We start from the raw sequence: 25,051 nt of genomic DNA, 5'->3' as shown, positions 1-25,051 counted from the left end.
GACGAAGATACCATCGGGGAACAACGAATCATAGCAAGGCGGATTGCGGAATCTTGCAACTGCGTTAACCGGCCGCCCGGCGCACGGTTGCAGCCTGATCCCGACGTGAAAACGGGAACATCATATCCAATCACGCGTTGCCACGGGACATCACGTTGCGAGGAGGTCGCGGCCATCCGACGCGACAGCCAGAGATTTGAGGTCACCATGGCAACCACGCGAGACCAACGTCAGATCGTCGAAACTGCGACCGAGGCCCGTCAGGGCGAACCCGGGCCGTCAGTGGCCGCGCTGCTTGCCATCTCGACCGGGCTCGCGATCCTGATCCTCGCCGTCATCTGGTTCGTGTTCTTCCGGACCTGACCGGCACATCGACCGGACGGTTCGTACCTTCCGACTCGCCGCGTAACGCGGCACATTGCGCCCGCCATGCCCCGTTCGTCCGGTGGCCCGGCGGGCGCAGTGCGTTGGCCGCGAACAGGTCGTATATGACCAAAAAGTAACGCGGCCGGTTCCCCGCGTTCATATTCAGTTCACGCCGGAATTGCTCATCTCTGCTGGTGTTCATGCGGCCTAATTCTGGAGAGAAGCGTGCGCCTGCTCGTCGTTGAGGACGACCCCGATCTCAATCGCCAGCTCACCAAGGCGCTGACCGACGCGGGTTATGTCGTCGATCGCGCCTTCGACGGAGAGGAGGGGCATTATCTCGGTGACAACGAGCCCTACGACGCCGTGGTGCTCGACATCGGCCTGCCGAAGAAGGACGGCATTTCGGTGCTGGAAGCCTGGCGGCGCAACGGCCGCACCATGCCGGTCCTGATCCTCACCGCACGCGACCGCTGGAGCGACAAGGTCCAGGGCTTCGATGCCGGCGCCGACGACTATGTCGCAAAGCCGTTCCACCTGGAGGAGGTGCTGGCACGCATCCGCGCGCTGCTGCGCCGCTCCACCGGCCATGCCCAGAGCGAGCTGAGCTGTGGCCCCGTCACGCTCGACACCAGGACCGGCCGGGTCAGCGTATCTGGCAATCCCATCAAGATGACCTCGCACGAATATCGGCTTCTGGCCTACCTGATGCACCATTCCGGGCGCGTCGTGTCCCGCACCGAACTGGTCGAGCATCTCTACGACCAGGACTTCGACCGCGACTCCAACACCATCGAGGTCTTCGTCGGCCGCATCCGCAAGAAGCTCGACGTCGACATCATCCAGACCGTCCGTGGCCTCGGCTATCTCCTGACCCCGCCGGCCCCCGGCGCTTGAAGCGTGTTGTCTCGAAGTATCTTGTCTGGAAGTATCTTGTCTTGACGGGCGGCCCGGCGCGGGCCTTGGTCGGGTCATGAGTTCCGATGCCATGCCGCCCCGCGCCTCCGGGATCATTCAGATGCCCGCCAGCTCGCTTGCGAACCGCCTGTTCCTGTCGGCGACCGCGTGGCTCGTGGTGATCCTGGCCATAACCGGCGTGGTGCTGTCGTCGGTCTACAAGAACGCCACCGAGCGCGCCTTCGACCGCCGGCTCAATCTCTATCTGCGCACGCTGATCGCCGAGGTCGCCACCCCTGACGAACCGCCGGACCGCCAGTTCCAGTCGCTCGGCGAGCCGCTGTTCGACCTGCCGCTGTCCGGCTGGTACTGGCAGATCACGCGGACCGACACCGAAAAGCCGGAGGTGCGCTCCTCCCGCTCGCTCTGGGACAAGAAGCTGCCGAAGCTGGAAGAGCAGGGCACAGAGCTCACCGCCGCCGGCATCCGGATCGCTTATGTCGACGGTCCCGAGGGACAGAACCTGCGCATGGTGGAGCGGCCGGTCGATCTCGGCGCGGACGGCAAATTTCTCGTCAGCGTCGCCGGTGATGACACCGAGATTTTCGACGAGACGCGCAGTTTCGATTACTATCTCGGCGGCACCTTCACCGCGCTTGGCATCGTGCTGCTGCTGACCACCGTGTTCCAGGTCCGCTTCGGCCTCGCGCCACTCAAGCGCATCTCGGAATCCATCGCCGACATTCGCTCCGGGCGGGCGGAGCGGCTCGAGGGCGAATTCCCGGTCGAGATCGCGCCGCTGGCGCGCGAGACCAACGCGCTGATTGACGCCAATCGCGAAATCGTCGAGCGCGCACGCACCCATGTCGGCAATCTCGCCCACGCCATCAAGACGCCGCTCTCGGTCATCGTCAACGAGGCCGGCGCGCATGCCATCGATCCGTTCGCGACCAAGGTGATGGAGCAGGCGAACGTGATGCGCGACCAGCTCGCCCATCATCTGGAGCGCGCACGCATCGCGGCGCGGGTCTCGGTCGTCGGAACAGTGACCGAGGTTGCCCCCGCCATCGAGGCGCTGCGGCGGACCATGGAGAAGATCCACCGCGACCGTGGCATCGTGGTCGAGGCCGAGGCCGATCCGTCGGCGAAATTTCGTGGCGAGCGGCAGGATCTGGAGGAAATGGTCGGCAATCTCGTCGACAACGCCTGCAAATGGGCGGCCTCGCGGGTCTTCATCGAAGTTCTGGTGGAGACGCTGCACCAAGCGGGCGCCGGTCCGCGGCTGCGTATCATCGTCGACGACGACGGCCGCGGCCTGTCGGAGGCCGAGCGCGCCAAGGTCTCGCGACGCGGCCAGCGGCTTGACGAGTCCAAGCCCGGATCGGGGTTGGGGCTGTCGATCGTGACCGACCTCGCCGCGCTCTACGGCGGCAGCCTCTCGCTCGGCGGGGCGCCGACCGGGGGCTTGCGGGCTGAGCTGGTCTTGCCCGGAATATAATCCTTTGTTCCCATGGGCTTATTCGCCGCAATCAACACCCACCCGAAGGGGACTGCTGGGATTCGGAGCCACTTGCTAAACGGCTTCTTAAGTGGGACCTCCTAAGATCGCGCCCGGACGCATCCCATGTCCGCCATTTACCGTGCATTACCCGGGCGCATGAGCCAGACATCGATCGAGCGGCTGAGGGAATATCTCGCGCAGCTCCCGCCGCAGGCGCAGGCGCTGCTGATGCGGGAGTTCGAGCGTGCGCTGGAGCGTGGTCAGGACACGGCTGTGGCGACCCTCGTGCTTGATCAGCTGCGCAAGGTCGTCCGCAAGACCGAAGCCGACGAGGCCCCGCCGCCGCGAACGGACGATCTGTCGCGGCTGCTGTTCCAGGTGCTGGAACCATTCCTCATCGAAGCGGGTACCCCGATCCGGGTCGGGCAGGTCCGCCGTTCCTCGCTGGCTCCGATCTGGCAATGGCTCGGCCGCGACGGTGCTCCAGACAAGCTGAACGAATTCGAGGCGGCGCTGGCGCGCATGCCGGCCGACAGTGGGCAGGTCGAAGCGCTGGCCTCGAAGCTCCAGGCGGTCGCCGCGGAGGCCATCTTCGAGCTGACGGGGCCCGGCGGCGGTGACAAGTCGCGTGCGCTCGCCCGCGTTGGGGCCCCCAACGTGATCGAGGACCTCTATTCGATCGGGGCGGTGCTCGCGGTTCGCGAGGCCGTCGCCACCCTGAACGAGAAGCTGCCGCGCGCCCTGCGCGCCTTCGGCGATGCGCAGATCGTCTCGGTGACTTCAGCGCTCAACACTCCCGTCCTTCAGACGCCGCAGATGCTGCCCTTCGCGCTGTCGATCGTCATGCAGCGGATGACCGCGCCGTGGCAGATCATCCGCCTCGCCATCAAGATTGCCGCCTCCGACGACGAGATCCGCGTCGCGGCAACGCCCTATGGCGTCGCCGTCACGATCGCGCTGCATGATCTGTCCTGTGTCGCCGCGATCCTGCGCATGGACATCAAGCGCAGCCGTTTCGAGAACGTGGCCGGCAATCTCAAGACGCTGCACGACGGCGTACGCGGTCTGCGCACCGAGCTCGACCTCCGCAACGATTCCGCCTGGGGCAAGCAGTTGACCGCGATCCGGGCCGACATTTCCAACGCACTGCAATCCGAGATCGACAGCGTTCCCGGCCGCGTCCGCCGCATCCTGCGCCAGCGCGCCGAGAAGGACATTCCGCCGGGCGCGCGGATCGACAGCACCGAGGTCGAGGAAACCGTGGCGCTGATCGATTTTGTCGCGACCTGCCGCAATTATGCGAGCGAGCTTGCGATCAACGAGGTGACACTGCGCACCTATTCCGACCTCCAGCAATATGTCGAGCGTTCGACCGAGCAACTGGTGCAGTCGCTGCGCGGGGCCGATCACAAGGTTCGCACCTATCGGCAGCAGCAGGTGCAGGCTGCGATCCGTTTCTGCCAGGTGCTGTTCGGCGATGATTATGCCTCGCTGATGAGCCGCGCCGCGGAGAACGCGGCCACGGGCGAGCGTAAATCGTCGCGCGCGAGCTGATCCGGGCGTATCTTTCAGCGATCACAATTTGAGGTTGACGATGCCGGCGACGGGCCCTACGGTCGCCGCGCAAGTTTTTGGAATTTCTATCTGTGGGCGCATGAAATCCCTTATCAGCTCTATCGAAATCGAGAATCGCGTCATCGTTGCCAAGTATCAAAGATTGATGGTCGGCGCGAAGGTAGTGCTGGTCGAGAAGGCAAGCGGTCGGCAGCTGCCTGAGACCCTCACCAGGGTTGCATCGCCGGTTCCCGTCGGGGCGTTGCGCATCAGATTGCCCGACGCCATCGAGCCGGGAACATACTTCCTGAAGGCCTTCAATGGGCACGGCGAGGACGCCGCTCAAAGCGTGGACTTCGAGATCGGCTAAGCCGTTGGATTCTCACCGTTTCGGGACTGTGCGCGGTCGCGGCAAATTGACAATTGTCAATTGCCGCATCGTCCGGCCGTGGTGTAAAGCCACGGGTGGGCGCGGCTCGCGCGCTGCCGGAAGCTTGCCAGATGACGCTATGGTTCGTGTTCGCGCTGATGACGGTCGCGGCGATTTTCGCCGTGCTTCTGCCGCTCGGCCGTAGCGGACGCGCGCAAAATCAGGGCAGCGAGGTCGTGGTCTACAAGGACCAACTGGCCGAGATCGACCGTGATGTTGCCGCGGGGCTGATCGGAGCGCCCGAGGCCGAAGCCGCGCGCGTCGAGGTTAGCCGCAGGCTGCTCGCCGCGGCCGGCAGTGAGCCCGCACTAGCGCCGAAATCCAACCTCAAATGGCGCCGCGCGGCGGCCGTGCTGGCGCTTGCCGGTCTGCCGCTGGTTGCGATCGGCGTCTACATGCCGCTCGGCTCGCCCAGGCTTCAGGATTTTCCGCTGGCACAGCGGGAGCGCGGATCCGGGTCCGGAATGGCGCAGTCGCTTGAGAATCTGGTCGTGCAGGTCGAGCAACATCTGGAAAAGAATCCGACCGACGGGCGTGGCTGGAACGTGATCGCGCCCGTGCTGGAGCGGCTTGGTCGCTTCGACGACGCGGTGCGCGCCTATCGCAACTCGCTCACCTACAATGGCGAGAGCGCGGAGCGCCGGTCCGATCTCGGCGAAGCGATGTCGGCCGCGGCCGGTGGCGTCGTGACCGCCGAAGCCAAGACCGAGTTCGAGCGCGCGCGCGCGCTTAGCGCCGACGATCCCAAAGCGAACTATTTCCTCGGTCTCGCCGCCGAGCAGGACGGCCGCAAGGACGATGCCGCCAATATCTGGCGCGCACTGCTGGCGAAAGCGCCCGCGGATGCGCCGTGGCGCCCACTCGTGCAGACCTCGCTCGCGCGGGTCGGCGGCGGTGGTGCGACGATGCCGGCGCTGTCGGATGAGACCCTTGCAGCCTCCAAGGACATGAAGGAGGGTGATCGCAACGCCATGGTTCGCGGTATGGTCGAACGGCTCGCCACGCGCCTCAGGCAGAACGGCGATGACGTCGAGGGTTGGCTGCGGCTGGTGCGCGCCTATCTCGTGATGGGCGACCGCGACAAGGCGGTGGGCGCATCAACCGATGCCCGCCAGGCGGTTGCCAACGATACAGCGCGGCTGCGCCAGCTCAATGAAGGCCTCAAGACACTCGGGCTCGACGGATGACGACATCAGGGCGAGACGAGCAGGGAACGGATACGCCATGACGCGCAAGCAGCGACGTATGACCATCATCGGCGGCTCGCTCGCCGTGCTCGCGCTCGCGGCCGCGCTGGTGCTCAACGCATTGCGCGACTCCATCGTGTTCTTCTCGACGCCGACCATGGTCGCCGAAAAGCACGTCGCGCCCGGCAAGCGGTTTCGCCTCGGCGGCCTGGTGCAGCCCGGCTCGCTCCAGCGCGGCGACAATCTCGCAGTGACCTTCGAGGTCGCCGACGGCGGCGCCAAGCTTCCGGTCGCCTTCAAGGGCATTTTGCCCGACCTGTTCCGCGAAGGGCAGGGCGTCGTCGCCGAAGGCGCGCTCGACGCCGATGGCGTGTTCAAGGCCGACAGCGTGCTCGCCAAGCACGACGAGACCTACATGCCCAAGGACGTCGCCGATGCCCTGAAGAAGCAGGGGCACTGGAAGGATGATTATGACGCCAAAGCTTCTGATAGCGTAAAGCCTGCGGCTACGACGGCGCAGGGCAACTCGCAGGGAGCTGTGCGGTGATTGCGGAAGCCGGACATTACGCGCTGGTGCTGGCGCTCGGACTGGCACTGATCCAGTCCATCGTTCCCCTGATCGGGGCTCGCCTGCGCGATGATGCGCTGATGAATGTGGCGCGCTCCACCGCGCTGGCGCAGCTTCTGTTCGTCGGTGCGTCATTCATCGCGCTGGTGATGCTGCACGTGGACTCGGACTTCTCCGTCGTCAACGTCTACGAGAATTCCCATTCCATGAAGCCGCTGCTCTACAAGATCACCGGCGTGTGGGGAAACCATGAAGGCTCGATGCTCTTGTGGGTGTCGATCCTCGCGCTGTTCGGCGGATTGGTCGCAGCCTTCGGCAACAATCTGCCGCTGTCGCTGCGCGCGCATGTGCTGGCCGTGCAGGCGTGGATCGCCAGCGCCTTTTATCTCTTCATCCTGGTGACGTCGAACCCGTTTCTGCGCATCGCCAATCCGCCGATCGAGGGACGCGATCTCAATCCGGTACTTCAGGACATCGGTCTCGCCGTGCATCCGCCGATGCTCTATCTCGGCTATGTCGGCTTCTCAATCTCGTTCTCCTTCGCTGTCGCAGCGTTGCTGGAGGGACGGATCGACGCCGCCTGGGCGCGCTGGGTGCGGCCGTGGACGCTGGTCGCCTGGATCTTCCTGACGCTCGGCATCGCCATGGGCTCGTACTGGGCCTATTACGAACTGGGCTGGGGCGGCTGGTGGTTTTGGGACCCGGTCGAGAACGCCTCGCTGATGCCGTGGCTTGCCGGCACCGCGCTGCTGCATTCGGCTCTGGTGATGGAGAAGCGCAATGCGCTGAAGGTCTGGACCATCCTCCTGTCGATCCTGACCTTCTCGCTGTCGCTGCTCGGCACCTTCCTGGTGCGCTCGGGCGTCATCACCTCGGTGCATGCCTTTGCGACCGATCCAACCCGCGGCGTGTTCATTCTGCTGATCCTCTGCCTGTTCATCGGCGGCAGCCTGTCGCTGTTTGCGGGGCGCGCGACGTCGTTGAAGCAGGGCGGCCTGTTTGCGCCGATCTCGCGCGAGGGCGCGCTGGTACTGAACAATCTGCTGCTCACGGTCGCCTGCGCGGTGGTGTTGTTCGGCACGCTCTATCCGCTGGCGATGGAGATGCTCGCCGATTTCAAGATGTCGGTCGGTGCTCCCTTCTACAACCTCACCTTCGCTCCGCTGTTCACGCTGCTGCTGCTCGCCGTGCCGTTCGGGCCGATGCTGGCGTGGAAACGCGGCGATCTGCTCGGCGTGACGCAACGGCTGCTCGCGGCCGGCGTTGCCGGGCTCGTCGCCGTCGCCATGGTCTGGGGCTGGGCGCGCGGCGGCAGCGCGCTGGCGCCATTGGCAATCGGACTTGGCGTCTTCGTCATTGCCGGTGCCGCGACGGATATGGCCGAACGAACCGGCTTGTTTCGCCTGCCGTTCGCGACGACGCTGCATCGTGCCCGGGGTCTGCCGCGCTCGGCCTGGGGCTCGATGTTCGCGCATGCTGGCCTCGGCGTCGCGTTGATCGGAATCGTCTGCGAGACCACCTGGAACAGCGAATATATCGCGACCATGAAGCAGAACGACGTCGCCCATGTCGCCGGCTATGACGTCAAGCTGGACGGCCTGTTTCAGCGTCAAGGGCCGAACTTCCACGAGATGATCGCCGAATTCAACGTCAGCCGTGACGGCGAGAAAATCAGCGTCATGACGCCGTCCAAGCGCAGCTTCACCACCCGCGGCTCGTCGACCACTGAGGCCGCGCTGCTGACGCGTGGCGCAAGCCAGCTCTACGTCTCTCTCGGAGACGCCAACGCCGACGGCGCCATCGCCGTGCGCATCTATCACAAGCCGTTGGTGCTATTGATCTGGTGGGGACCGGTGCTGATGGCGTTCGGCGGCATGCTGTCGCTGTCCGACCGGCGCCTGCGGGTCGGCGCGCCAAGCCCGGCGCGGGCCAAGCAGCGCCTGCAGCCGGCGGAGTGATCCGATGCGCCGGATGATGATTGCGTTCGTCGCCCTGGTGCTGCTGGCCCTGCCTGCGGCGCACGCCGTGCAGCCCGACGAGATCATGTCGGATCCTGCGAAGGAGTCGCGCGCGCGCGACTTGTCGCGCGAGCTGCGCTGCATGGTCTGTCAGAACCAGTCGATCGACGATTCCGATGCGCCGCTCGCGCGCGATTTGCGGCTCCTGGTGCGCGAGCGCATCGCCGCCGGCGACAGCAATTCGCAAGTGCTCGATTTTTTAGTCACGCGCTACGGCGAGTTCGTGCTGCTCAAGCCGCGCTTCGAGCGCAACACCATGCTGTTGTGGCTGCTCGCGCCGCTGCTGCTGATGGGCGGCGGCCTGGTGCTGTGGCTGCAAATCCGCCGGCGCTCGCGAACTGGCGCAGACGTCCCAGCTCCGCCGCTCACGCCCGACGAGGAAGCGCGGCTCGCCGCATTGATGTCCGAAGAAGCCTCATCGCCCTAGTTGCGTCGCTTCGCGCATCAAGCCGACACTCCGAAGCGGAACCTCGTTAAGTTCCTACGGGATCACAACTTTCGTCCTGCGATGAACTGCCGCATTCGCATTGCCGTTCATTACAAAAGTTTAACCCCGCCGCCAGCGCACGGTAAGGCGGGAGCCCCCATCTTCAGCTCCGTAAGGTGCCGCCATCAGGCACCAAATGGATTCCAAGGCCTTGGAGATCTCTGCATGACCGACCGTCCCGACCTCTCGAACCTTCCGTCCTACCGGCAGCCCCGCCGGTCGGTTTTCTCGGCCCGCAAGATCGCGCTGATGGCCTCGGTCGTCGCCGGGCTCAGTGCCGCCGTCTACGGCTTTGGCCCGTCGACCTCGCCAGCCGACCTGTTCTCGACCCCGGCGCATGCGCAGGTCAACAACGAGGTCCGCAAGGTCGAGCGTCCGATCGGCTTCGCCGACGTCGTCGAGCGCGTGAAGCCGTCGGTGATCTCGGTGAAAGTCAACATCAAGGAAAAGACCGCGAGCAATGATGACGGCGATGACGCGCAGTCGCCGTTCCAGCCGGGCTCGCCGATGGAGCGCTTCTTCCGCCGCTTCGGCGGTCCGGACGGTTTCCCGGGCCAGAAGGGGGGCGGCCGTGGCCGCGTCGTGCAGGGTCAGGGCTCCGGCTTCTTCATCTCGGCCGACGGTTTCGCCGTGACCAACAACCACGTGGTGGACGGAGCCGACAAGGTCGAGGTCACGACCGACGAGGGCAAGACCTACACCGCCAAGGTGATCGGCACCGATCAGCGCACCGATCTCGCCTTGATCAAGGTCGAGGGCAGCTCGAACTTCCCGTTCGCCAAGCTTGCCGACGGCAAGCCGCGGATCGGCGACTGGGTGCTCGCGGTCGGCAATCCGTTCGGCCTCGGCGGCACCGTGACCGCGGGCATCGTTTCGGCCAGCGGCCGCGACATCGGCAACGGCCCCTATGACGATTTCATCCAGATCGACGCGCCCGTGAACAAGGGCAATTCCGGCGGTCCGGCTTTCGACACCAACGGTGAGGTGATGGGCGTCAACACCGCGATCTACTCGCCCTCCGGCGGCAGCGTCGGCATCGCATTCTCGATTCCCGCGAGCACCGTGAAGAGCGTGGTGGCGCAGCTCAAGGACAAGGGCTCGGTCAGCCGCGGCTGGATTGGCGTGCAGATTCAGCCGGTCACCTCCGACATCGCCGACAGCCTCGGCATGAAGAAGGCCGAAGGTGCGCTGGTTGCCGAGCCGCAGGCGAATGGCCCGGCGGCCAAGGCCGGCATCGAGTCCGGTGACGTGATCACGTCAGTCAACGGCGAATCGGTCAAGGACGCCCGCGAGCTCGCCCGCACCATTGGCGGTTTGGCGCCCGGCGCGACCGTGAAGCTCAACGTGCTGCACAAGGGCCAGGATAAGGTCGTGAACCTGACCCTCGGCCAGTTGCCGAACACGGTCGAGGCCAAAGCCGACACCGACAAGGACACCGGCAAGGGCGCGAGCCGTGGCACCGACGTGCCCAAGCTCGGGATGACGGTCGCGCCCGCCGATTCTGTGGCCGGCGCCGGCAAGGAGGGCGTCGTGATCACCGAAGTCGATCCGAAGAGCGCCGCAGCCGAACGCGGCTTTAAGGAAGGCGACGTGATTCTCGAAGTCGGCGGCAAGAGCGTGAGCACTGCCGGCGAAGTCCGCGACGCCATCACCACGGCGCGGACCGACAACAAGAACAGTGTCCTGATGCGGGTCAAGAGCGGCGGCCAGTCGCGCTTCGTCGCCGTGCCCATCGCCAAGGGTTAACGATGGGTTAACCAAGGGACAGGCCTCAGGAGGCCCACGAGATGAAGGGTGTCGACGGCATCAGTCGCCCCCGCCGACGGCGTCCTTCGGGGAAGCAGCGCAACGTTTGCTTCCCCTGTCTACCTTCCGGTGGAATTACGCCCCCCTCCGTCGGAAGGCCTAGGGCGGTGAGGTCCCCCCAGCTTCACCGCCCGCCTTTTTCTCGTTGCCAGAGTCTCTCACTCGGCTTGCATGCGATTGCCGCTCGCGCCATGTTTAGAGAAGGTTCCCTCCCTTGACCGTCGCCGAACGCACGATGCGCCTCCTCATCATTGAAGACGACCGCGAATCCGCCGACTATCTCGTGAAGGCGTTTCGCGAGGTCGGGCACATTGCCGATCACGCCGCCGACGGCGAGGAAGGCCTCGCCATGGCCGAGAACGGCGATTACGACGTGCTGGTGGTCGACCGCATGCTGCCCAAGCGCGACGGCCTGTCGCTGATCGGCGCGCTCCGCGACAAGGACGATTCGACGCCGGTGCTGATTCTCTCCGCGCTTGGACAGGTCGACGACCGCATCAAGGGCTTGCGCGCCGGCGGCGACGACTATCTGCCAAAACCTTATTCCTTTGCCGAGCTCCTGGCCCGGGTCGAGGTGCTGTCACGCCGCCGCGGCGGTCCGGCCGAGGACACGCTGTACCGGGTCGGCGATCTCGAACTCGACCGGCTCTCGCATCGCGTCGCTCGCGGCAAGGACGAGCTGACGCTCCAGCCGCGCGAATTCCGCCTGCTTGAATATTTGATGAAGCATGCCGGCCAGGTGGTGACCCGCACCATGCTCTTGGAGAACGTCTGGGACTATCATTTCGATCCGCAGACCAACGTGATCGACGTGCACATTTCGCGGCTGCGATCCAAGATCGACAAGGGCTTTGAGCGGCCGCTGCTGCACACGATCCGCGGCGCCGGGTACATGATCCGTGACGGAATACGTTGAAGCTCCATAAAAATAGAGGTTTCGAGATTTTATCCCTCCGATCGCTTACCGATTTATTACCGCTATTAGCGCGCGTCTAAGTCGATGGTTTTCAACAATGCAACCCGTCACGAATGCTTTGTCCGTGACGCGATCGAAGAAGTGTCCATTTCAAAGGGCTTTCTTCATTTTGCTGGGTCCGGTTACTTACCGCTTTTGCGCCGCGTTCTTGCGACACGCGCGACTGCCTGTGCGCTGGCGACGGCTGGTCCTAGTCCTTTGCCCCGCCCTCCCGGCTGTACGGCCTTCCTACGGCTGCTCCAGCGGAGCTCACGCTGTTGCTGCGTCAGCGCATTCGCATAGTCGAACTGGGTCCAGCTCGGCTGAGAGGGCGCGGATCGCCGCTTCCTTGTTCAACAAATCGTAAACGCGAACGTGTCCGAGACCTCGCCACTCGCCCTGCCGGTGACCGCTGCCCCTTGTCAGCGGTCATCGCGACCAGCGGAATGTGCACAGTGTGCTGCGGCCATGCGACACTGCCAAAGTGCTCCAGACGCCCATCGATAGACGGCCGGCTTGATAAAGGGCTGAACGTGATCAGTTCATGCCCGGCTTCGTTGAAGCGGTGACGGAAGGCGCCCCACTCGCCCAAGGCCAAAATGACCGACACGGACTTGCTACAAGACGGCAATGGCGGGATGGGGCGCTAAGGAATAAGGCGGCGCATCGCCGCTCCTATTTGGTAAAAGGCGGCAATCCAAACCAGCTCGAACATGACATAGAACCAGTCGGCCAGTTCAAGCGGCCAACCCAAAGATCGCACAAGATGTTCGTCTTCGATGTCGAAGAACGGTAAGTTCGCCAGCGCGCCAGTACGTCATTCGGAAGACGTTAAGCGGGGCTTACTTCAATCGACTTGCAGGCATCCGGCAGCGTTTTGAGCCATACTCTCAAATCGTCGGGCAGGATGATCGTACGCCTCCCGTGCTTCTTGGCCTTGAGATCACCGTTGCTGATCGCCTCGCGAATGGAGGTCAGCCCGATCCCGGTGAGGGCGCTTGCCTCCTCTGGTGACACCGACAGCCGTTCCGAGAGCGGTACCTTTCCCTTCTGCCCGAACTCGTTCATCACTTAAGTCCCTTATCGTTTGCGGGCCACAACGGCGTGGCCAGTCGCGTCGCCCGTTCTCGACCTGCGATTCCGGCACAGGCGACAACCTCACGCGCCTCCTTTGCGTGGCTTGCTACGCCGTCAAAGTGGCTTGCTACGCCGTCAAAGAGCGCATCGGAAAACGTGATCATCGCCCACATCATGCAATTGGCCGTGCCAGAGGAAAATGGTTGTCAAAAATGCGTGGTACAATTGGATACCAAAGCGAATGAAAGGAAAGGTTCTCGTCTTCCCAATTTCTTCGCCCCTATCGGCGGCATTTGGAGAGAGAGGCACGTCAAGCCCCTCCTACGCAGCTGATCTAGGTCGCTGCTTGCAAGCAATCGTCTGCGTTCTTAGGCTTCGTGGGTGATCTACCAAACATTGCCGGGCCCGCGGTGAAGTAGGATTTGGTCTTACCTCGGTCAGATTACTTGTAATTCCAACAGGAATTGTCGGAACAATTTGATAGGTCGGGTAGTCGCCGGCAAACTGAACATGAGAGAGCCACGCATCGGACCGGCATATAGAGTCAACTGATGGAGAGTTGCGCCTCAGTGCGGCTGTGTTACTACGCCCACTCGCGAATCGAGGAGCTAGAAGTGGCGAAGAGGGCAAAGAAGACGGCTACGAAGAAGAATGTTGTGCGTCGCGAATACACAAAGGCTGATGTGAAGGAGCTGCGCACTCATTCGAAAGCGAAGACTCCGGTTGCAAAAATTGCGAAGCTCACAAAACGCTCCGAAGGCTCACTCCGCCAAAAGGCGCTCAAGCTCGGAATTCGGCTCGGTCACCAGCGCTAGAAGGCGGCATCATGACGCTCTTCAGTAGAGTGTTCTCGACCAGAACGTTGTTGCAAATCATCTGTGTTCTCGTCGCTGTTGTCGCAATGAAGCTGTTGAGCGCTCACTATGACTTCAGCTGGGCAGCCGCAGTTAGCGGTTGACCAGAAGAACCCTGGAAGTCTGAGCAGGCTTCGACCACGATGAACCTGCAACCAGGCCGCTATGAGCGACAGACTGCCGATCAGCCTCGTTGATTTTGCTGCGGTCTCATTTGCGTTCGATCGCGTTTGTTGCGTTTTGGTGAGGTCGTTTCTGGTGCGAAACTGGTGCGGTCACGCCTGCTCGTGCAGACGAGCCGGGATTGACTTCTATACGACCCTTTTCAGATGATCGCTGAGGACTTGGCCCTCTCAAGGCTGAAACAGGGGTTCGATTCCCCTAGGGAGCGCCAATGAAATCAAGACTTTACGCCACTGCTGGTAAAAGTCTTGATGGCCTTCTTCAAATTTTCTTCAACGCGAATCCCGAAACCGTTGCTCTTTGACGAACGTTCCCGGGCGGCAATGAACGCCTCGAGCTAGCAGCACGTATTTTCCGTTGCCCTCACCCCTTCTCGAGTACGCAGGATGGATCAGAGCATTCCAGCGTTGACGCGGTATTGTCGTTCTTATGGATCACGTCAGATATTGAACTGATCCTAGACTGGCCGACTGAGCAGGAGAGACGTTTCGAAGTCGCTGGACGACTAGAACGTCGAGGCTTCATGTCTCTGCCGGCGGGCATCCTATGCTCCGCCCTGCAGACAACGAGTGACCGCGAAGACGTACTGAATGGTACTTCGCGGCTCGACGCGGCAGGCGATAGGCCTGCAACTCGCGGCCGACCGTTGAATCCACGAATTTCAGATTCACCGAAGACTGATGTTTCGAATGGTGCTTCGCGCCGGACGTGGCAGGCATGAGGCCTGCAGCTCGCGGTCGACCGTTAAGCCCACTCAAATTTCAGCTTCACCCGAATCGGATCTTTCCCGCTCGATCGAGCGGTGTGGAGACTATGTCCATGAGCAAGTCGGAATACACGGAACGAAATTGCGTCAGCTTGGAGCAGTTCTGTTTCCGTAACGGAATTGGACGGACTACCGCCTACAAGGAAATCAAAGAAGGTCGTCTTCGCCCGAGGAAAGTCGGAAAGCGTACCTTGATTTCAATTGAAGAAGAGGCGCGCTGGTTTGGTAATGCTCCCGCTTTTGGGGGGCTTCTCCATGACTAAGCGTAAAAAAAGTGGCCCTCCTTCCTTCCCACGCAAGCAGAGCGGCAAAGTGAACACTCCAAAGGCGACTGTCACGATCGAAAGTTTTTTGGAGGAACTTAACAACAGCGGACGTAAGTTGAGGAAGTCCAACAAGGGACATCAAGCTCTGCTCCGCGAGCCAATCACCATGGTATCGAGCAGCTTCGCCTGCAAGCGCTCGATCGCCTGGTTGGTGAGCGACAAGAGGCTGCCGGGCATCTCTGGCGGGCAGTCAGATATGAGGAATAGCGGCATGTCTTGCCAACCCAGCGCGCCCTGTGTGCATAACTACGGGGTGAAAAGCGGAAAAGCTGCGACGAAAAAACGAGCGGACGGTAAGCCGGTTGGCAAGCCGATTCAACCCGGCGCGAGCGGCAATAAGGGCGGCCGACCATCCGATTACAAAACCTGAGTACGCAGATCAGGCCGCGAAGCTAGTTCGCAGACTGATAAGCTTTCTAACAAAAGCTTATCAGTTCTCAGCCGGTTCATGGTGGATCGACTGCTACGGGCATCCACCATGATTGAGTAGCTGGCGATTCACGGATCGGCGTGGGTGGCGTCCGGATCAAGCACTTCGAGTGCAGCATCAACGGTCGCGAACGTCTTTCCAGTACCTGGCGGCCCGTAGAGAATGCCGGCGTCTACTCGTAGTCTACCTACAATGCCGCGCTCGATTGGTCCATTTCTGGTAGGAAGTGCGCTAGCTGTACTTTTGGAGCATACGGGCTGCCGGATAACGGCGAACACCGACGGGATCGGGGTAAACAATGTGTTCGTTAAGCTTGATCCTGGGCGACGAGGTCAATCTCAACCATCATGTCTGCGGCTGATCACTATACTCTGGGCTAGCGGGGTCATCTTAATGACGTTGCGCGGTTCTGGGCGCTCCAGTGTGTTGAAAGCTGCAGGACTGGGCTGCTCGGAGATCTGGAAGTTTCCTTCCAGCTGACCGTCTTGAAAAGCGCTGGCCGGCGAGCCCGCCGGCAGGCTTCCGCCGAGATCCGGCGATCGGACAAAATTCTGATGAACAGCAGCAAGGATTAGACCGATCGCGTGAAGCGGTTGGCCAAACATACGCCTGGCCAGAATATCTTCTCGGCCAAGTACATCGTTCGCGATCTTCACGGCCGGGAAATTACGGACGAAGGACGGCAACTTCTGTCTGCGTTGGAAATGGCCGTCGCCGCTCGGGGAGTGGCCACTTCGGTTAGTCGCTGAAACCGAGCAGATTTTGAATCGCCGAAATTCTCCTTTGAATTCAAGAGCGCAAATTTCTGACGGATCAGGGAGACGGTTCTTCATTGCGTGCAGAAAGAATTTGTGCATGGAATTCAATGCGTTACGATCACTTAAAACAATCGAGTGGGAGTGACGGGGAGTACTATAGAGTAGTTTCGGATAGTGCAGCGTACCAAATTCGATGTTGTCTTAGCGATAGTCGTCGATAGATATCGCGATCAGGTCCTCGAATGCGTACTGCTGCAGAGCTTTATCCGCTCGATCAGCCATCGACCCGCCGGTCCGGGCGGCGCCGATGTTGGATAGACTGCCATCATCGGTAGGATCATTCCGCCAGGCGGGACATCTTCGATTTGCAATTCCACCAGTCTGCCGGCCGTGAGGTCAGCCTGAACGACGTGCATCGGCATGCCGCCCCATCCAAGCCCATTTAGAAGGAAGGCGTGCTTGGCAAAAAGGTCGGCCAGCCGCCAGGTCGATGGCGACATCACGAAAAACTCTCGCCCTTTCGACAGGCTCGAACGGTCGGTCAGAACGAGCTGAACGTGCTTGGCGAGTTCGCATTTCGGGATGATGCCCTTCTGGCTTGCGAGTGGATGATCGCCGGTGGCGACCATGCCCATTGCCACACCCGTCAATCGCTCGGCTGTGAGGCTGGGGGGCAGTATTGGCAGTGAGCCAACAATGCCAATCCCGGCGATGCCGTCAAGCACGGGCTGATAGGCAGCCCCCAGCGCCTCGACGTAAAGCCGCAACGGTGTACCGGGATATTTTTGACGGAATTCCTTTGCCGCCTCGGTGATCGCAGTAATTGGAAATAGAACGTCGACAACGACGGAAAGTTCGGCCTCCAGGCCGGCCGACATGCCCTTTGCGCGCGCCTTCATGAAATCCAACCCCGACGCGATGCTTCGCGCATCTGCGAGTATCACCGAGCCTTCGGGCGTGAGCGCGGGATAGCGGCCTGAGCGGTCAAACAGAGTCACGCCGAGCTGGCCTTCCAGGCCGCTGACCAACTCGCTGACCACGGATTGCGCGCGACGCAACTTACGGGCTGCTGCGGAAAAGCTGCCTTCGTCCGCGGAGGCGATAAAAGCCCGCAATTGGTCCAAAGAAACGCCGTCTAGCACCGCATCTCGAGTCCTATATATCTGAAAATCCGATAGATACCTTCGGAATATACCGGCTGTTCCGGGGGTGGGACAAGGGCCAAATACGCCTCTGCCGAACAATCAGGAGCTATTGGGGGCCAAGCCATGAAACTTCTGCACCTGAATTCCAGCATCCTTGGCGGCAATTCCGCCAGCCGCCAGTTGACCGCCGCCACGGTGGAGCAGTTGGCAAAGGCAACGCCCGCCCTTGAGATTATCCATCGCGACCTCGCCGCCAATCCGCTCTCCCACCTCTCGGGCGAGCACTTCGCGGCCCGCGAGGGCCTGGCGCCGGAATCGGCGGCGGTTCAAGACGGCAATTCCACGCCATGAATAGCTTGACCTCGCCCGACTTCATCCACGCCATCCTGGAGTGGCCCTGGCTTTGGCCAATCGCACGCTTCGCGCTGGTTGTGACCTTCTTGGCCTCCGGGCTCAACAAAGTCGTCAACTTTTCAGGCGGTGTTGCGGAGATGGCTGATTCCGGATTGCCTGCACCAGCTGCAATGGCGGTTCTGAGTATCCTTGTCGAACTCGGTGGCTCAGTTCTCGTTCTGATCAATCGCTGGGTTTGGCTTGGTGCCGGCATGCTCGGGGTCTTTACCGCGATCGGCGCCGTTACCGCTCACGCCTTCTGGAAAAAATCGGGCCCAGCGCGGAAGGAAGCGATCGGGGTCTTTCTCATGCACTTTGGGCTGATCGCCGCCTTCGCACTCGACGCCCTTCTGGCCGAACGCCTCGTTGGCCATTGAATCTGTGTGCAATTACCTGATCCCGACCGAGTTCATAGAACCATCGCCGCAGAACTTTCAGTCCTTCTATTGTCGTGTCGAAAACTAACCGTAAAAGGAGAACTTAAATGAACACCAGGACAGGGCTTGACGCACTACTGTCGCCGGAGCGCAGCGTACTTCTACTCATTGATCACCAGCCTTTCCAGTTCTCCAACTTGAACAGCCACGATCCGACGCTGGTGATCAACAACGTGGTGGGGCTCGCCAAGGCAGCCAAGGCGTTCAACGTCCCGACGGTCCTGACCACCGTGACGGAGGAGAGAGGTGGATATCTCCTGAAGCAACTTCAGGCGGTCTATCCCGAGCAAAAGCCGATCAATCGGACTTTCATCAACACCTGGCAGGACGAGCGCGTTGTCGCGGCGGTGAAAAAAACGGGTCGGAAGCAACTCGTGGTCGCCGCGCTATGGACGGACATCTGCCTTGCGATGCCCGTGATCCAGAGCCTGGCTGACGGCTATGACGTGTTCTTTGTCACCGACGCATCAGGCGCCGTATCGAGAGAAGCACACGACATGGCGGTTCTGCGAATGATGCAGGCCGGAGCTGTGCCCATTACCTGGATGGCCGTGTTGAGCGAGTGGCAGCGCGACTGGGCGCGCGAAGGCACGATCCCAGCCGTTGCCGAGGTCATGATTGATCACGGCGGCGCATCCGGCGTCGCGTTCGCTTGGGAACAGCAACTGCTGAATACCGAAAAGAAATAATCGCGACTCGTTTTTGAACTGCGGGGCGTAGCCGATTGAAAACGGCGCGCCCCGCAAATCGTCGCCCCGCCCGCGACGGAATTGTGGAGGTCTTTAGCGATGCGCGGGACGGTCGGCGAGTACAAGTTCGCGCCAGACGAAGGTCCGATGTTGCCTGGTGGGCCATTCCTACCAAAGCTCCATCCAGGTCGTCGGCTGGAATACGGCCTCGCCGGTGCATTCATCGGGATTGCGGCCACCTTTCCCAACTCACTGATCACAGTAAATGTTCCCAATCTTCCCGGCAGCCTTGGGCTTGATATCGCCGAGGTCAGTTGGTTGCCTGCGATCTTCGTAGCGATCATGGCTACGGCCAATCTGTCTCTCGCGAAAGCGCGCATTCAATTCGGCTTCCCCGCGGTGACTGCCTTCGTCTTAACGATGAACTGTGTTTTGGGCCTGACTCAGCTTATTTGGCCGGACTTCGTAATAGCCGCAGCAGCACGCGCTGCGAACGGCCTGACCGCAGCGAGCCTGATAGCGCTAAGTATGTTCTATATGCTGCAGGCGTTTCCACCGAAGCATCGGCTCTGGGGAGCGATTTCCGCGATCAGCCTGGCGCAGCTTGGGGCGCCGCTAGCCCGACTTGTGCCTCTAGACGTACTGACCCTGGACCACGGGCGGGGACTGCACCTCATTGAGCCGGCGGTTTGTCTCCTCCTCCTTGCCACAATCAAACTGACGCCGTTACCCCCGAGCGAGCGGAGCAAGGCGTTCGAGCCGATCGATTTCCTCACTATAGGTCTCGCAGTACCTGCCATGCTGCTGTTCTGTGGTGTGCTTGGGCTCGGTCGCATCTATTGGTGGACGGACGCTCCATTTCTTGGGTGGATGCTGGTGGGCTGTATCCCGTTCTTTGCCGGTGTCTTCGTCATCGAAAGCCATCGTGCCCGGCCGCTGCTGCGGCTCGACTGGCTGACCAGTGGCGACATGTTGCGTCTCGCTGCCGTCGCGACACTGGTGAGGGTCGCGCTGGCCGAGCAGACTTACGGTTCGGTAGGACTGCTCACTAGCGGCGGTCTCACCAACGATCAGCTTCACGTGCTCTTCATGCTTGTCGCGCTCGCCATTTTGGCGGGCACAGTCGTCGCATGCCTGACCTTCTCGAAGGAAAGAATCGGATTGCAAGTGACGGCCGCGGCGCTAGTCATCGCGCTGGGAGCCTTCATCGACAGCGGCGCTAACGACCTCACCCGTCCACCGCAGATTTATCTCAGCCAAGCGTTGATTGGCTTCGGGACCACGCTCTTTATCGGCCCAGCCTTAGTATATTTTTTCTTCCGAATGATACCTAAGGGCCAGGACCACTTCATCAGCTTCGTCGTTTTGTTCGCTTCCACTCAGAACGTCGGCGGCCTGGCGGGTTCGGCGTTTCTCGGAAGCTATGAGTTTAGCCAAGCACGACGGCACGCCGCATCATTGGCCGACCACATCTCACTTGCAGACCCGCAAGTTGTTCAACGCCTGCAGAGCGGCGCCGGCCTCGTCTCGGGCACGCTGCCCGATCCGGCGCTGCGCAGTGCAGAAGGCGTGGCTCTCCTCGGCCAGCGCCTAACTGCCGAGGCCAACATTCTCGCATTCGATGATGTTTTTCGTCTCGTTGCAGTCTTGGCGCTCCTGACGGCGGGCTTCCTCGTTTACCGCATTTCCTACTCCACATGGCGGGAATGGCGTCACGCCCAAACTGGACATTCCGCGTGACCGAGACCGCTTCCATCGGCCCATCTGAAGTTCATTACTGGAGCCCTCCGCCAGTTCGCATTCGCGCCCTCATAGTAATCGTGGCGCTCGCCTTCGCCGCCGCCATTGGAGTTCTTTATGCCTTCAGCTTTTGGCCATTCGCGCGTGGGGTCGAGATCACAGACAACGCCTATGTGCGTGGCCGGACCACCGTAATCGCTCCGCAAGTCAGTGGTTACGTGGTTCAAGTTTCGGTAAGCGACTATGCTGTTGTTCAGGCTGGGGAGGTTCTCGCCCGCATCGATGACAGCACCTATCGCGCCAAAGTGGATCAGGCGCGCGCTGCACTGGAGGCCGCTCAGGCTGCTTTGGCGAACACCAGCCAGGCAAGAGCCACGGCCGACGCGAATCTACAGGGAGCTAACGCGGCATTAGCCCTTGCAAGGGCGGATATGGCGCGGGCAGACAACTTGGTGAAGGGCGGTACGATCTCGGTGCGCGCACAAGAGCAAGCCCGCTTAGCGCTGACACAAGCCGTCACTCAGACTGAAGTCGCCCGTCAAGCAATCCGATCGGTCGAGGTGGGCCGAAATGGACTCATTGCGCAGGTAGCCGTCGCGGAAGCCGCGCTCAACGCGGCGCAGATCGATTTGGACCACACGGTAATTCGCGCGCCCGTGGCTGGACAGGTTGGAGAAGTGGGCGTGCGCCTGGGTCAGTACGTCACAAATGGCACCCAGCTCATGTCGCTTGTGCCAAGCGAGCGCTGGGTGATCGCAAACTACAAGGAGGCCCAAACCGCTTACATGCAGCCTGGCGCAACTGCGACCTTCTGGGTCGACGCCCTTGGAGGGGCGCAATTCCATGGTCACGTCGAACAGCTTTCACCGGCAGCGGGCTCAGAGTTTTCGGTGCTCAAACCGGACAACGCCACTGGCAATTTCGTAAAGGTGCCTCAGCGGATTGGGGTACGTGTATCCATCGATCCAGGTCAGGCGATGTTCACCCGGCTGCGACCGGGAATGTCCGTGACGACACACGTCGATGTTGGCGACGCGCGATGAAATCGAAAAGGCCGGCGCGCTTGATTGCGATCCTGCTGCTCGCCGGCTGCGCGGGTCCAAAGCCGTCTCGCAATCGGCGTGACCGCTACGCTGCGGACGGATCCGCTTTGCTATCGCTGACGGTCTTTTGGCGTGGCTGGTGATTCCGTCCTGCGGGAGATTTCACAAAAAATCGACCGATCGACGTCGATAGTCGCTGAAAACCGAGCAAATCGTGGACCGTCGAAATTGATGCTTGAAATCAAGAGCGAAAGTTTCTGACGGATCGGTGAGACGGTTCTTCATCAGGCACAGAAAAATTTTGCGCTGAACATTCAGCGCATTACCATCGCTTAAAACAATCGAGTGGGTTACCTGGACAAGTTCGTGAAGCACGACGGCGCCTGGCTCTTCGCCGAGCGCAAGCCGATGGTCGACTGGACCGAAACGCGCAGTTCGGCCCCCTAAGGCGCGATGAGATAGAAAGGCAGCAGCAATGAAGAATCGGCAAGTATGGCTAAGTTCACGTCCCAACGGAATTCCGCAGCCGACGGACTTCGCGCTGCGCGAAACGGAGGTGCCGAGGATTTCGGACGGCGAGTTCCTCGTTCGTAACATCTTCCTGTCGGCAGATCCGGCCATGCGCGGATGGATTGCCGACAAGAGCACCTATTGGCCGAGGATCGAAGTCGGCGACACCATGCGCGCATTCGCGGTCGGAGAGGTGATCGAATCGCGAAGCCCTGGCTATGCAGTCGGCGACAAGGTGATGGGCATATTCGGCTGGCAGGACTATGCCGCAGGCAAAGCGCAGCAAGTCATGCGGAAGGTCCTCGAGGAAGACCTTCCGCTGTCGCTCTCGCTCGGTGTGCTCGGACTAAACGGCTTGACGGCCTATTTCGGCTTGCTGGACGTCTGCCGGCCGAAGGCAGGGGAAACCGTCGTGGTCTCGACGGCCGCCGGTGGGGTTGGCTCGGCTGTGGGCCAGATCGCGAAGATCAAGGGATGTCGCACGATCGGGTTCGCCGGTGGTGCGGAGAAAGTCCGGCAGTGCATCGAGGAGTTCGGCTATGATTCCGCCGTCGACTACAAGTCGACGGCGGATCTCGATGAAGCGCTTGTCGGGCTTTGCCCCAATGGCGTCGACGCGTTCTTCGACAATACGTCAGGTGCAATTCACGATGCCGTTGTCCGGCAGATCAATGTAGGAGCACGCATCGCGATTTGCGGTACCGCCTCTTATGCGAGCTGGGATCCCTGGAACGAGGGACCGCGGCCGGAGCGGCATCTGCTCGTCAAGCGCGCAATCATGCAGGGTTTTCTCACCACCGATTTTGCTCCACGGTATGAAGAGGCAGTTGCGGCGCTGGCTGGCTGGATTCGTTCCGGCAAGCTTCGGTATCGCGAGGACGTGCAGGACGGCATCGAGGCCGCGCCGGCATCGATTGCGATGCTCTATGCCGGGGAGAATGGCGGGAAGCTGGTCATCAAATTGTAGCGGCACCCGGCTCCGCGCCCGGTTTGCTCATGCCGGGCGGGAGCGGGCAGGTCGTCAGGCAGATGCCGTGCTGCGCTTGCGTTTGAGACCTGGGCCATCGGGCGCGTGAGTCTTGCTCGGCTTTGCCTTTGATGTTCTCTCAGCCGGCTCGCGCTCGGACGATACAGCGTCGAGGACGATTTTTGCGGTCAGTTGCAGGTGCGCGTTCATCAGTGCGACCGCGCGTTCGCTATCCCGCGCCAAGGCGGCCTCGGCAATCTCGCGATGTTCCTTATCGAGGTCTCGATCCACCTTGGACAAGGGACCGGTAAACCACCGGTAGCGTGCAGAATGATTGAAAAGAACCGCGCGCAGATGAAGAAGCCAGGGGCTGCCGCATCCCGCTGCGAGGACTTCGTGAAAGGTCTCGTGAGCCCTCGCATATTCGTTGCTGTAGCGACGCGCGGCCTTGTCGGCCCAAACTGGGGTATGCGTCAGACGGTGCAGGGCGGCGACGACCTGCGATTGCCACTCGAGGCCACCTTTTTCGATCGCGCCTCGAAGGCACAGCGCCTCAATGCTGCATCGAACATCGGTGAGATCGCGAAGGGCATCGACCGACAATGGGGCGACGCGGAAGCCCCGCTGCGGTTCGCTGACGACAAACCCCTCCGATGCGAGGCGCGACAGCGCCTCACGCACGGCGCTCGAACCGACCGCAAATCGACGGCACAGATCGTCGATCTTCAGCTTCTCTCCGGGCGCGAAGTTGCACGCGAGCAGTTCGGAGCGAAGCTCCGCATAGGCTCCGTGGGTGAGGCTCGTGGGTGATTCCATGGTGCTCATAGAGATAGCGGACGAAATGGCGGGAGTCACTTATAAATATGCATATTACCGAAATTATGCATTTTTCATTGTATTATGCAGTTTATGTGATATAGAAGATCGCACACGGAGGAAAACGCGCCATGCGCTTCATTGCTTATGAAAGTAACGGAACGCGCGGCCTTGCGGTGGCCGATCAAGCCGGCCGGCACTGGGGGCTCAATGACGGCGGAGATGGCCGGCTCGAGCGCGCCATTGCCGGTGGAACGGACGCACTGAAGGATCTCGCCGCGGCGCTGCTCAAGGGCGAGCCGATCGATCCGGAAGCGGTGAGCTTCCTGCCGCCGCTGTCCGCGCCCGGCAAGATCATCTGCGTCGGATTGAATTACGCGGACCACACCGCCGAAAGCAGCATCCAGCAGCCGGACTACCCGACGCTGTTTGGCCGGTTCGCCTCGAGCCTCATCGGGCACGGTGCGCCGATCGTACGTCCGGCCGTCTCGGAGGCGCTCGACTATGAAGGCGAACTTGTCGCTGTCATCGGGCGCGGCGGCCGCCATATCCCGCAGTCCGCGGCCCTCGACCATGTCGCCGGATATTCGATCTTCAACGATGGTACAATTCGCGATTATCAGTTCCGCACGCCACAATGGACCATCGGCAAGAATTTCGACGGCACGGGAGCGTTCGGGCCGGCGTTCGTCACGGCCGACGAGCTTCCGTCAGGTGCCAGCGGCCTGAAACTCGAGACGAGATTGAACGGGACGGTGATGCAGAGGGCATCGACCTCCGATCTGATCTTCGATGTCGCAACCCTGGTCGCGCTGATCAGCGTGGGTATTACGCTATTTCCGGGAGACATCATTGTCACGGGCACGCCGTCTGGCGTCGGTGCTGCGCGCAAGCCGCCTCTCTATATGAAGCCCGGTGACGTCTGCGAGATCGAGATCGAGGGATTGGGCGTTCTGCGCAATCCGATCGTGCTTGAAGAAGACGCGGTGCGCGCGGCCGCCTGAACTCGGGGTGATCCTGTCACTCGCGGATTCGAGCGGGCATCGTATCGGTTGCCGTGGAGACGAGGTCTTGACCAGAGTCGACTAACGCACGGCCTTGGCTCAACGGAGTTGATCAGGTCGGGTCCTGATCGGGCGTCATTCGGT

General features: G+C 61.5%; 25 protein-coding genes and 1 tRNA gene. 22 read left to right on the top strand and 4 right to left on the bottom strand.

Annotated elements, in window-relative coordinates:
- Window positions 1-207: 207 nt before the first annotated feature.
- The 11 genes from ABIB06_RS12620 to ABIB06_RS12570 all read left to right on the top strand — a co-directional run bounded on the left by ABIB06_RS12620 (window position 208) and on the right by ABIB06_RS12570 (window position 11,730).
- On the top strand, window positions 208-363 hold the full coding sequence (locus ABIB06_RS12620; RefSeq protein ID WP_247317895.1) for a hypothetical protein: 156 nt from the start codon (window positions 208-210) through the stop codon (window positions 361-363).
- Between the two features lie 228 nt (window positions 364-591).
- A complete protein-coding gene (locus ABIB06_RS12615) occupies window positions 592-1,263 on the top strand; it encodes a response regulator transcription factor (RefSeq protein WP_247349962.1) in 672 nt (223 codons plus the stop codon).
- A 121-nt stretch (window positions 1,264-1,384) separates the two neighbouring features.
- The gene (locus ABIB06_RS12610) at window positions 1,385-2,761 is read left to right on the top strand and encodes an ATP-binding protein (RefSeq protein ID WP_354047179.1); all 1,377 of its coding nucleotides are present in this window, start codon (window positions 1,385-1,387) and stop codon (window positions 2,759-2,761) included.
- Between the two features lie 159 nt (window positions 2,762-2,920).
- Window positions 2,921-4,318, top strand: coding sequence for a hypothetical protein (locus ABIB06_RS12605; protein WP_354047342.1), 1,398 nt, complete (start codon window positions 2,921-2,923; stop codon window positions 4,316-4,318).
- 100 nt (window positions 4,319-4,418) lie between these two features.
- Window positions 4,419-4,688: a hypothetical protein gene (locus ABIB06_RS12600; protein WP_247350265.1), complete on the top strand. Its 270-nt coding sequence runs from the start codon at window positions 4,419-4,421 to the stop codon at window positions 4,686-4,688.
- Window positions 4,689-4,819: 131 nt separating this feature from the next.
- Window positions 4,820-5,935, top strand: coding sequence for a c-type cytochrome biogenesis protein CcmI (gene ccmI, locus ABIB06_RS12595; RefSeq protein ID WP_354047181.1), 1,116 nt, complete (start codon window positions 4,820-4,822; stop codon window positions 5,933-5,935).
- 37 nt (window positions 5,936-5,972) lie between these two features.
- Window positions 5,973-6,482: a cytochrome c maturation protein CcmE gene (ccmE, locus tag ABIB06_RS12590; protein ID WP_354047183.1), complete on the top strand. Its 510-nt coding sequence runs from the start codon at window positions 5,973-5,975 to the stop codon at window positions 6,480-6,482.
- A complete protein-coding gene (locus ABIB06_RS12585) occupies window positions 6,479-8,461 on the top strand; it encodes a heme lyase CcmF/NrfE family subunit (RefSeq protein ID WP_354047185.1) in 1,983 nt (660 codons plus the stop codon). Before ccmE ends, ABIB06_RS12585 begins: the two co-directional genes overlap by 4 nt.
- Window positions 8,462-8,465: 4 nt before the next feature.
- The gene (locus tag ABIB06_RS12580) at window positions 8,466-8,948 is read left to right on the top strand and encodes a cytochrome c-type biogenesis protein (RefSeq protein ID WP_354047186.1); all 483 of its coding nucleotides are present in this window, start codon (window positions 8,466-8,468) and stop codon (window positions 8,946-8,948) included.
- Between the two features lie 225 nt (window positions 8,949-9,173).
- Window positions 9,174-10,754, top strand: coding sequence for a Do family serine endopeptidase (locus ABIB06_RS12575; RefSeq protein WP_354047188.1), 1,581 nt, complete (start codon window positions 9,174-9,176; stop codon window positions 10,752-10,754).
- Between the two features lie 295 nt (window positions 10,755-11,049).
- Window positions 11,050-11,730 carry a response regulator transcription factor gene (locus ABIB06_RS12570; RefSeq protein ID WP_038944287.1) on the top strand — a complete coding sequence of 227 codons (681 nt, stop codon included), beginning with the start codon at window positions 11,050-11,052 and terminating at the stop codon, window positions 11,728-11,730.
- A gap of 870 nt (window positions 11,731-12,600) precedes the next feature.
- On the opposite strand, the gene ABIB06_RS12565 is transcribed toward ABIB06_RS12570, so the two are convergent.
- Window positions 12,601-12,837 (bottom strand): helix-turn-helix domain-containing protein, encoded by a 237-nt coding sequence (locus tag ABIB06_RS12565; protein WP_354047190.1) that lies wholly within the window; start codon window positions 12,835-12,837, stop codon window positions 12,601-12,603.
- Window positions 12,838-13,460: 623 nt separating this feature from the next.
- Between ABIB06_RS12565 and ABIB06_RS12560 the strand changes: the two genes are divergently transcribed.
- The 4 genes from ABIB06_RS12560 to ABIB06_RS12545 all read left to right on the top strand — a co-directional run bounded on the left by ABIB06_RS12560 (window position 13,461) and on the right by ABIB06_RS12545 (window position 15,345).
- Window positions 13,461-13,661: a hypothetical protein gene (locus ABIB06_RS12560; RefSeq protein ID WP_354047191.1), complete on the top strand. Its 201-nt coding sequence runs from the start codon at window positions 13,461-13,463 to the stop codon at window positions 13,659-13,661.
- A gap of 361 nt (window positions 13,662-14,022) precedes the next feature.
- Window positions 14,023-14,094 (top strand) — tRNA-Glu (locus ABIB06_RS12555).
- Window positions 14,095-14,702: 608 nt separating this feature from the next.
- The gene (locus tag ABIB06_RS12550) at window positions 14,703-14,912 is read left to right on the top strand and encodes a helix-turn-helix domain-containing protein (RefSeq protein WP_247821067.1); all 210 of its coding nucleotides are present in this window, start codon (window positions 14,703-14,705) and stop codon (window positions 14,910-14,912) included.
- Window positions 14,905-15,345 (top strand): hypothetical protein, encoded by a 441-nt coding sequence (locus tag ABIB06_RS12545; protein WP_354047193.1) that lies wholly within the window; start codon window positions 14,905-14,907, stop codon window positions 15,343-15,345. The genes ABIB06_RS12550 and ABIB06_RS12545 overlap by 8 nt, the downstream gene beginning before the upstream one ends.
- 398 nt (window positions 15,346-15,743) lie before the next feature.
- On the opposite strand, the gene ABIB06_RS12540 is transcribed toward ABIB06_RS12545, so the two are convergent.
- Together ABIB06_RS12540 and ABIB06_RS12535 are read right to left on the bottom strand one after the other, a co-directional pair.
- Window positions 15,744-16,262: a hypothetical protein gene (locus ABIB06_RS12540; protein ID WP_354047195.1), complete on the bottom strand. Its 519-nt coding sequence runs from the start codon at window positions 16,260-16,262 to the stop codon at window positions 15,744-15,746.
- 131 nt (window positions 16,263-16,393) lie between these two features.
- Window positions 16,394-17,305 (bottom strand): LysR family transcriptional regulator, encoded by a 912-nt coding sequence (locus ABIB06_RS12535; RefSeq protein WP_354047197.1) that lies wholly within the window; start codon window positions 17,303-17,305, stop codon window positions 16,394-16,396.
- A gap of 126 nt (window positions 17,306-17,431) precedes the next feature.
- Here ABIB06_RS12535 and ABIB06_RS12530 point away from each other — a divergent pair, with 126 nt between their 5' ends.
- From ABIB06_RS12530 to ABIB06_RS12505, 6 genes are all read left to right on the top strand, one after another.
- Window positions 17,432-17,659: an NAD(P)H-dependent oxidoreductase gene (locus ABIB06_RS12530; RefSeq protein ID WP_354047199.1), complete on the top strand. Its 228-nt coding sequence runs from the start codon at window positions 17,432-17,434 to the stop codon at window positions 17,657-17,659.
- A 5-nt stretch (window positions 17,660-17,664) separates the two neighbouring features.
- Entirely contained in the window at window positions 17,665-18,078 is a 414-nt protein-coding gene (locus ABIB06_RS12525; protein ID WP_354047201.1) for a DoxX family protein, read from the top strand.
- Window positions 18,079-18,185: 107 nt separating this feature from the next.
- Window positions 18,186-18,827, top strand: coding sequence for a hydrolase (locus tag ABIB06_RS12520; RefSeq protein ID WP_354047203.1), 642 nt, complete (start codon window positions 18,186-18,188; stop codon window positions 18,825-18,827).
- 99 nt (window positions 18,828-18,926) lie between these two features.
- Window positions 18,927-20,567 carry an efflux MFS transporter permease gene (locus tag ABIB06_RS12515; protein ID WP_354047205.1) on the top strand — a complete coding sequence of 547 codons (1,641 nt, stop codon included), beginning with the start codon at window positions 18,927-18,929 and terminating at the stop codon, window positions 20,565-20,567.
- A gap of 59 nt (window positions 20,568-20,626) precedes the next feature.
- On the top strand, window positions 20,627-21,610 hold the full coding sequence (locus tag ABIB06_RS12510) for an HlyD family secretion protein (RefSeq protein ID WP_502916531.1): 984 nt from the start codon (window positions 20,627-20,629) through the stop codon (window positions 21,608-21,610).
- A 475-nt stretch (window positions 21,611-22,085) separates the two neighbouring features.
- Window positions 22,086-23,087, top strand: coding sequence for an NADP-dependent oxidoreductase (locus ABIB06_RS12505; protein WP_354125594.1), 1,002 nt, complete (start codon window positions 22,086-22,088; stop codon window positions 23,085-23,087).
- Between the two features lie 54 nt (window positions 23,088-23,141).
- On the opposite strand, the gene ABIB06_RS12500 is transcribed toward ABIB06_RS12505, so the two are convergent.
- Window positions 23,142-23,903, bottom strand: coding sequence for a GntR family transcriptional regulator (locus tag ABIB06_RS12500; protein WP_354047209.1), 762 nt, complete (start codon window positions 23,901-23,903; stop codon window positions 23,142-23,144).
- A 131-nt stretch (window positions 23,904-24,034) separates the two neighbouring features.
- Here ABIB06_RS12500 and ABIB06_RS12495 point away from each other — a divergent pair, with 131 nt between their 5' ends.
- Window positions 24,035-24,907: a fumarylacetoacetate hydrolase family protein gene (locus ABIB06_RS12495; RefSeq protein WP_354047210.1), complete on the top strand. Its 873-nt coding sequence runs from the start codon at window positions 24,035-24,037 to the stop codon at window positions 24,905-24,907.
- The last annotated feature ends 144 nt before the right edge of the window (window positions 24,908-25,051 follow it).

The sequence above is a fragment of the Bradyrhizobium sp. LB8.2 genome, assembly GCF_040548035.1.
Taxonomy (GTDB): domain Bacteria; phylum Pseudomonadota; class Alphaproteobacteria; order Rhizobiales; family Xanthobacteraceae; genus Bradyrhizobium.
The sequence above is the reverse complement of the archived record's forward strand: the minus strand, read 5'-3'. Positions and strand labels throughout refer to the sequence as shown.

Bases quoted from the DNA above. Each gene is read 5' to 3' on its own strand.
- ABIB06_RS12620 (WP_247317895.1), top strand. From the start codon at position 208: ATGGCAACCACGCGAGACCAACGTCAGATCGTCGAAACTGCGACCGAG.
- ABIB06_RS12610 (WP_354047179.1), top strand. From the start codon at position 1,385: ATGCCCGCCAGCTCGCTTGCGAACCGCCTGTTCCTGTCGGCGACCGCG.
- ABIB06_RS12605 (WP_354047342.1), top strand. From the start codon at position 2,921: ATGAGCCAGACATCGATCGAGCGGCTGAGGGAATATCTCGCGCAGCTC.
- ABIB06_RS12600 (WP_247350265.1), top strand. From the start codon at position 4,419: ATGAAATCCCTTATCAGCTCTATCGAAATCGAGAATCGCGTCATCGTT.
- ccmI (WP_354047181.1), top strand. From the start codon at position 4,820: ATGACGCTATGGTTCGTGTTCGCGCTGATGACGGTCGCGGCGATTTTC.
- ccmE (WP_354047183.1), top strand. From the start codon at position 5,973: ATGACGCGCAAGCAGCGACGTATGACCATCATCGGCGGCTCGCTCGCC.
- ABIB06_RS12580 (WP_354047186.1), top strand. From the start codon at position 8,466: ATGCGCCGGATGATGATTGCGTTCGTCGCCCTGGTGCTGCTGGCCCTG.
- ABIB06_RS12575 (WP_354047188.1), top strand. From the start codon at position 9,174: ATGACCGACCGTCCCGACCTCTCGAACCTTCCGTCCTACCGGCAGCCC.
- ABIB06_RS12570 (WP_038944287.1), top strand. From the start codon at position 11,050: ATGCGCCTCCTCATCATTGAAGACGACCGCGAATCCGCCGACTATCTC.
- ABIB06_RS12565 (WP_354047190.1), bottom strand. From the start codon at position 12,837: ATGAACGAGTTCGGGCAGAAGGGAAAGGTACCGCTCTCGGAACGGCTG.
- ABIB06_RS12550 (WP_247821067.1), top strand. From the start codon at position 14,703: ATGAGCAAGTCGGAATACACGGAACGAAATTGCGTCAGCTTGGAGCAG.
- ABIB06_RS12545 (WP_354047193.1), top strand. From the start codon at position 14,905: ATGACTAAGCGTAAAAAAAGTGGCCCTCCTTCCTTCCCACGCAAGCAG.
- ABIB06_RS12540 (WP_354047195.1), bottom strand. From the start codon at position 16,262: ATGCACAAATTCTTTCTGCACGCAATGAAGAACCGTCTCCCTGATCCG.
- ABIB06_RS12530 (WP_354047199.1), top strand. From the start codon at position 17,432: ATGAAACTTCTGCACCTGAATTCCAGCATCCTTGGCGGCAATTCCGCC.
- ABIB06_RS12520 (WP_354047203.1), top strand. From the start codon at position 18,186: ATGAACACCAGGACAGGGCTTGACGCACTACTGTCGCCGGAGCGCAGC.
- ABIB06_RS12515 (WP_354047205.1), top strand. From the start codon at position 18,927: ATGCGCGGGACGGTCGGCGAGTACAAGTTCGCGCCAGACGAAGGTCCG.
- ABIB06_RS12505 (WP_354125594.1), top strand. From the start codon at position 22,086: ATGAAGAATCGGCAAGTATGGCTAAGTTCACGTCCCAACGGAATTCCG.
- ABIB06_RS12500 (WP_354047209.1), bottom strand. From the start codon at position 23,903: ATGGAATCACCCACGAGCCTCACCCACGGAGCCTATGCGGAGCTTCGC.
- ABIB06_RS12495 (WP_354047210.1), top strand. From the start codon at position 24,035: ATGCGCTTCATTGCTTATGAAAGTAACGGAACGCGCGGCCTTGCGGTG.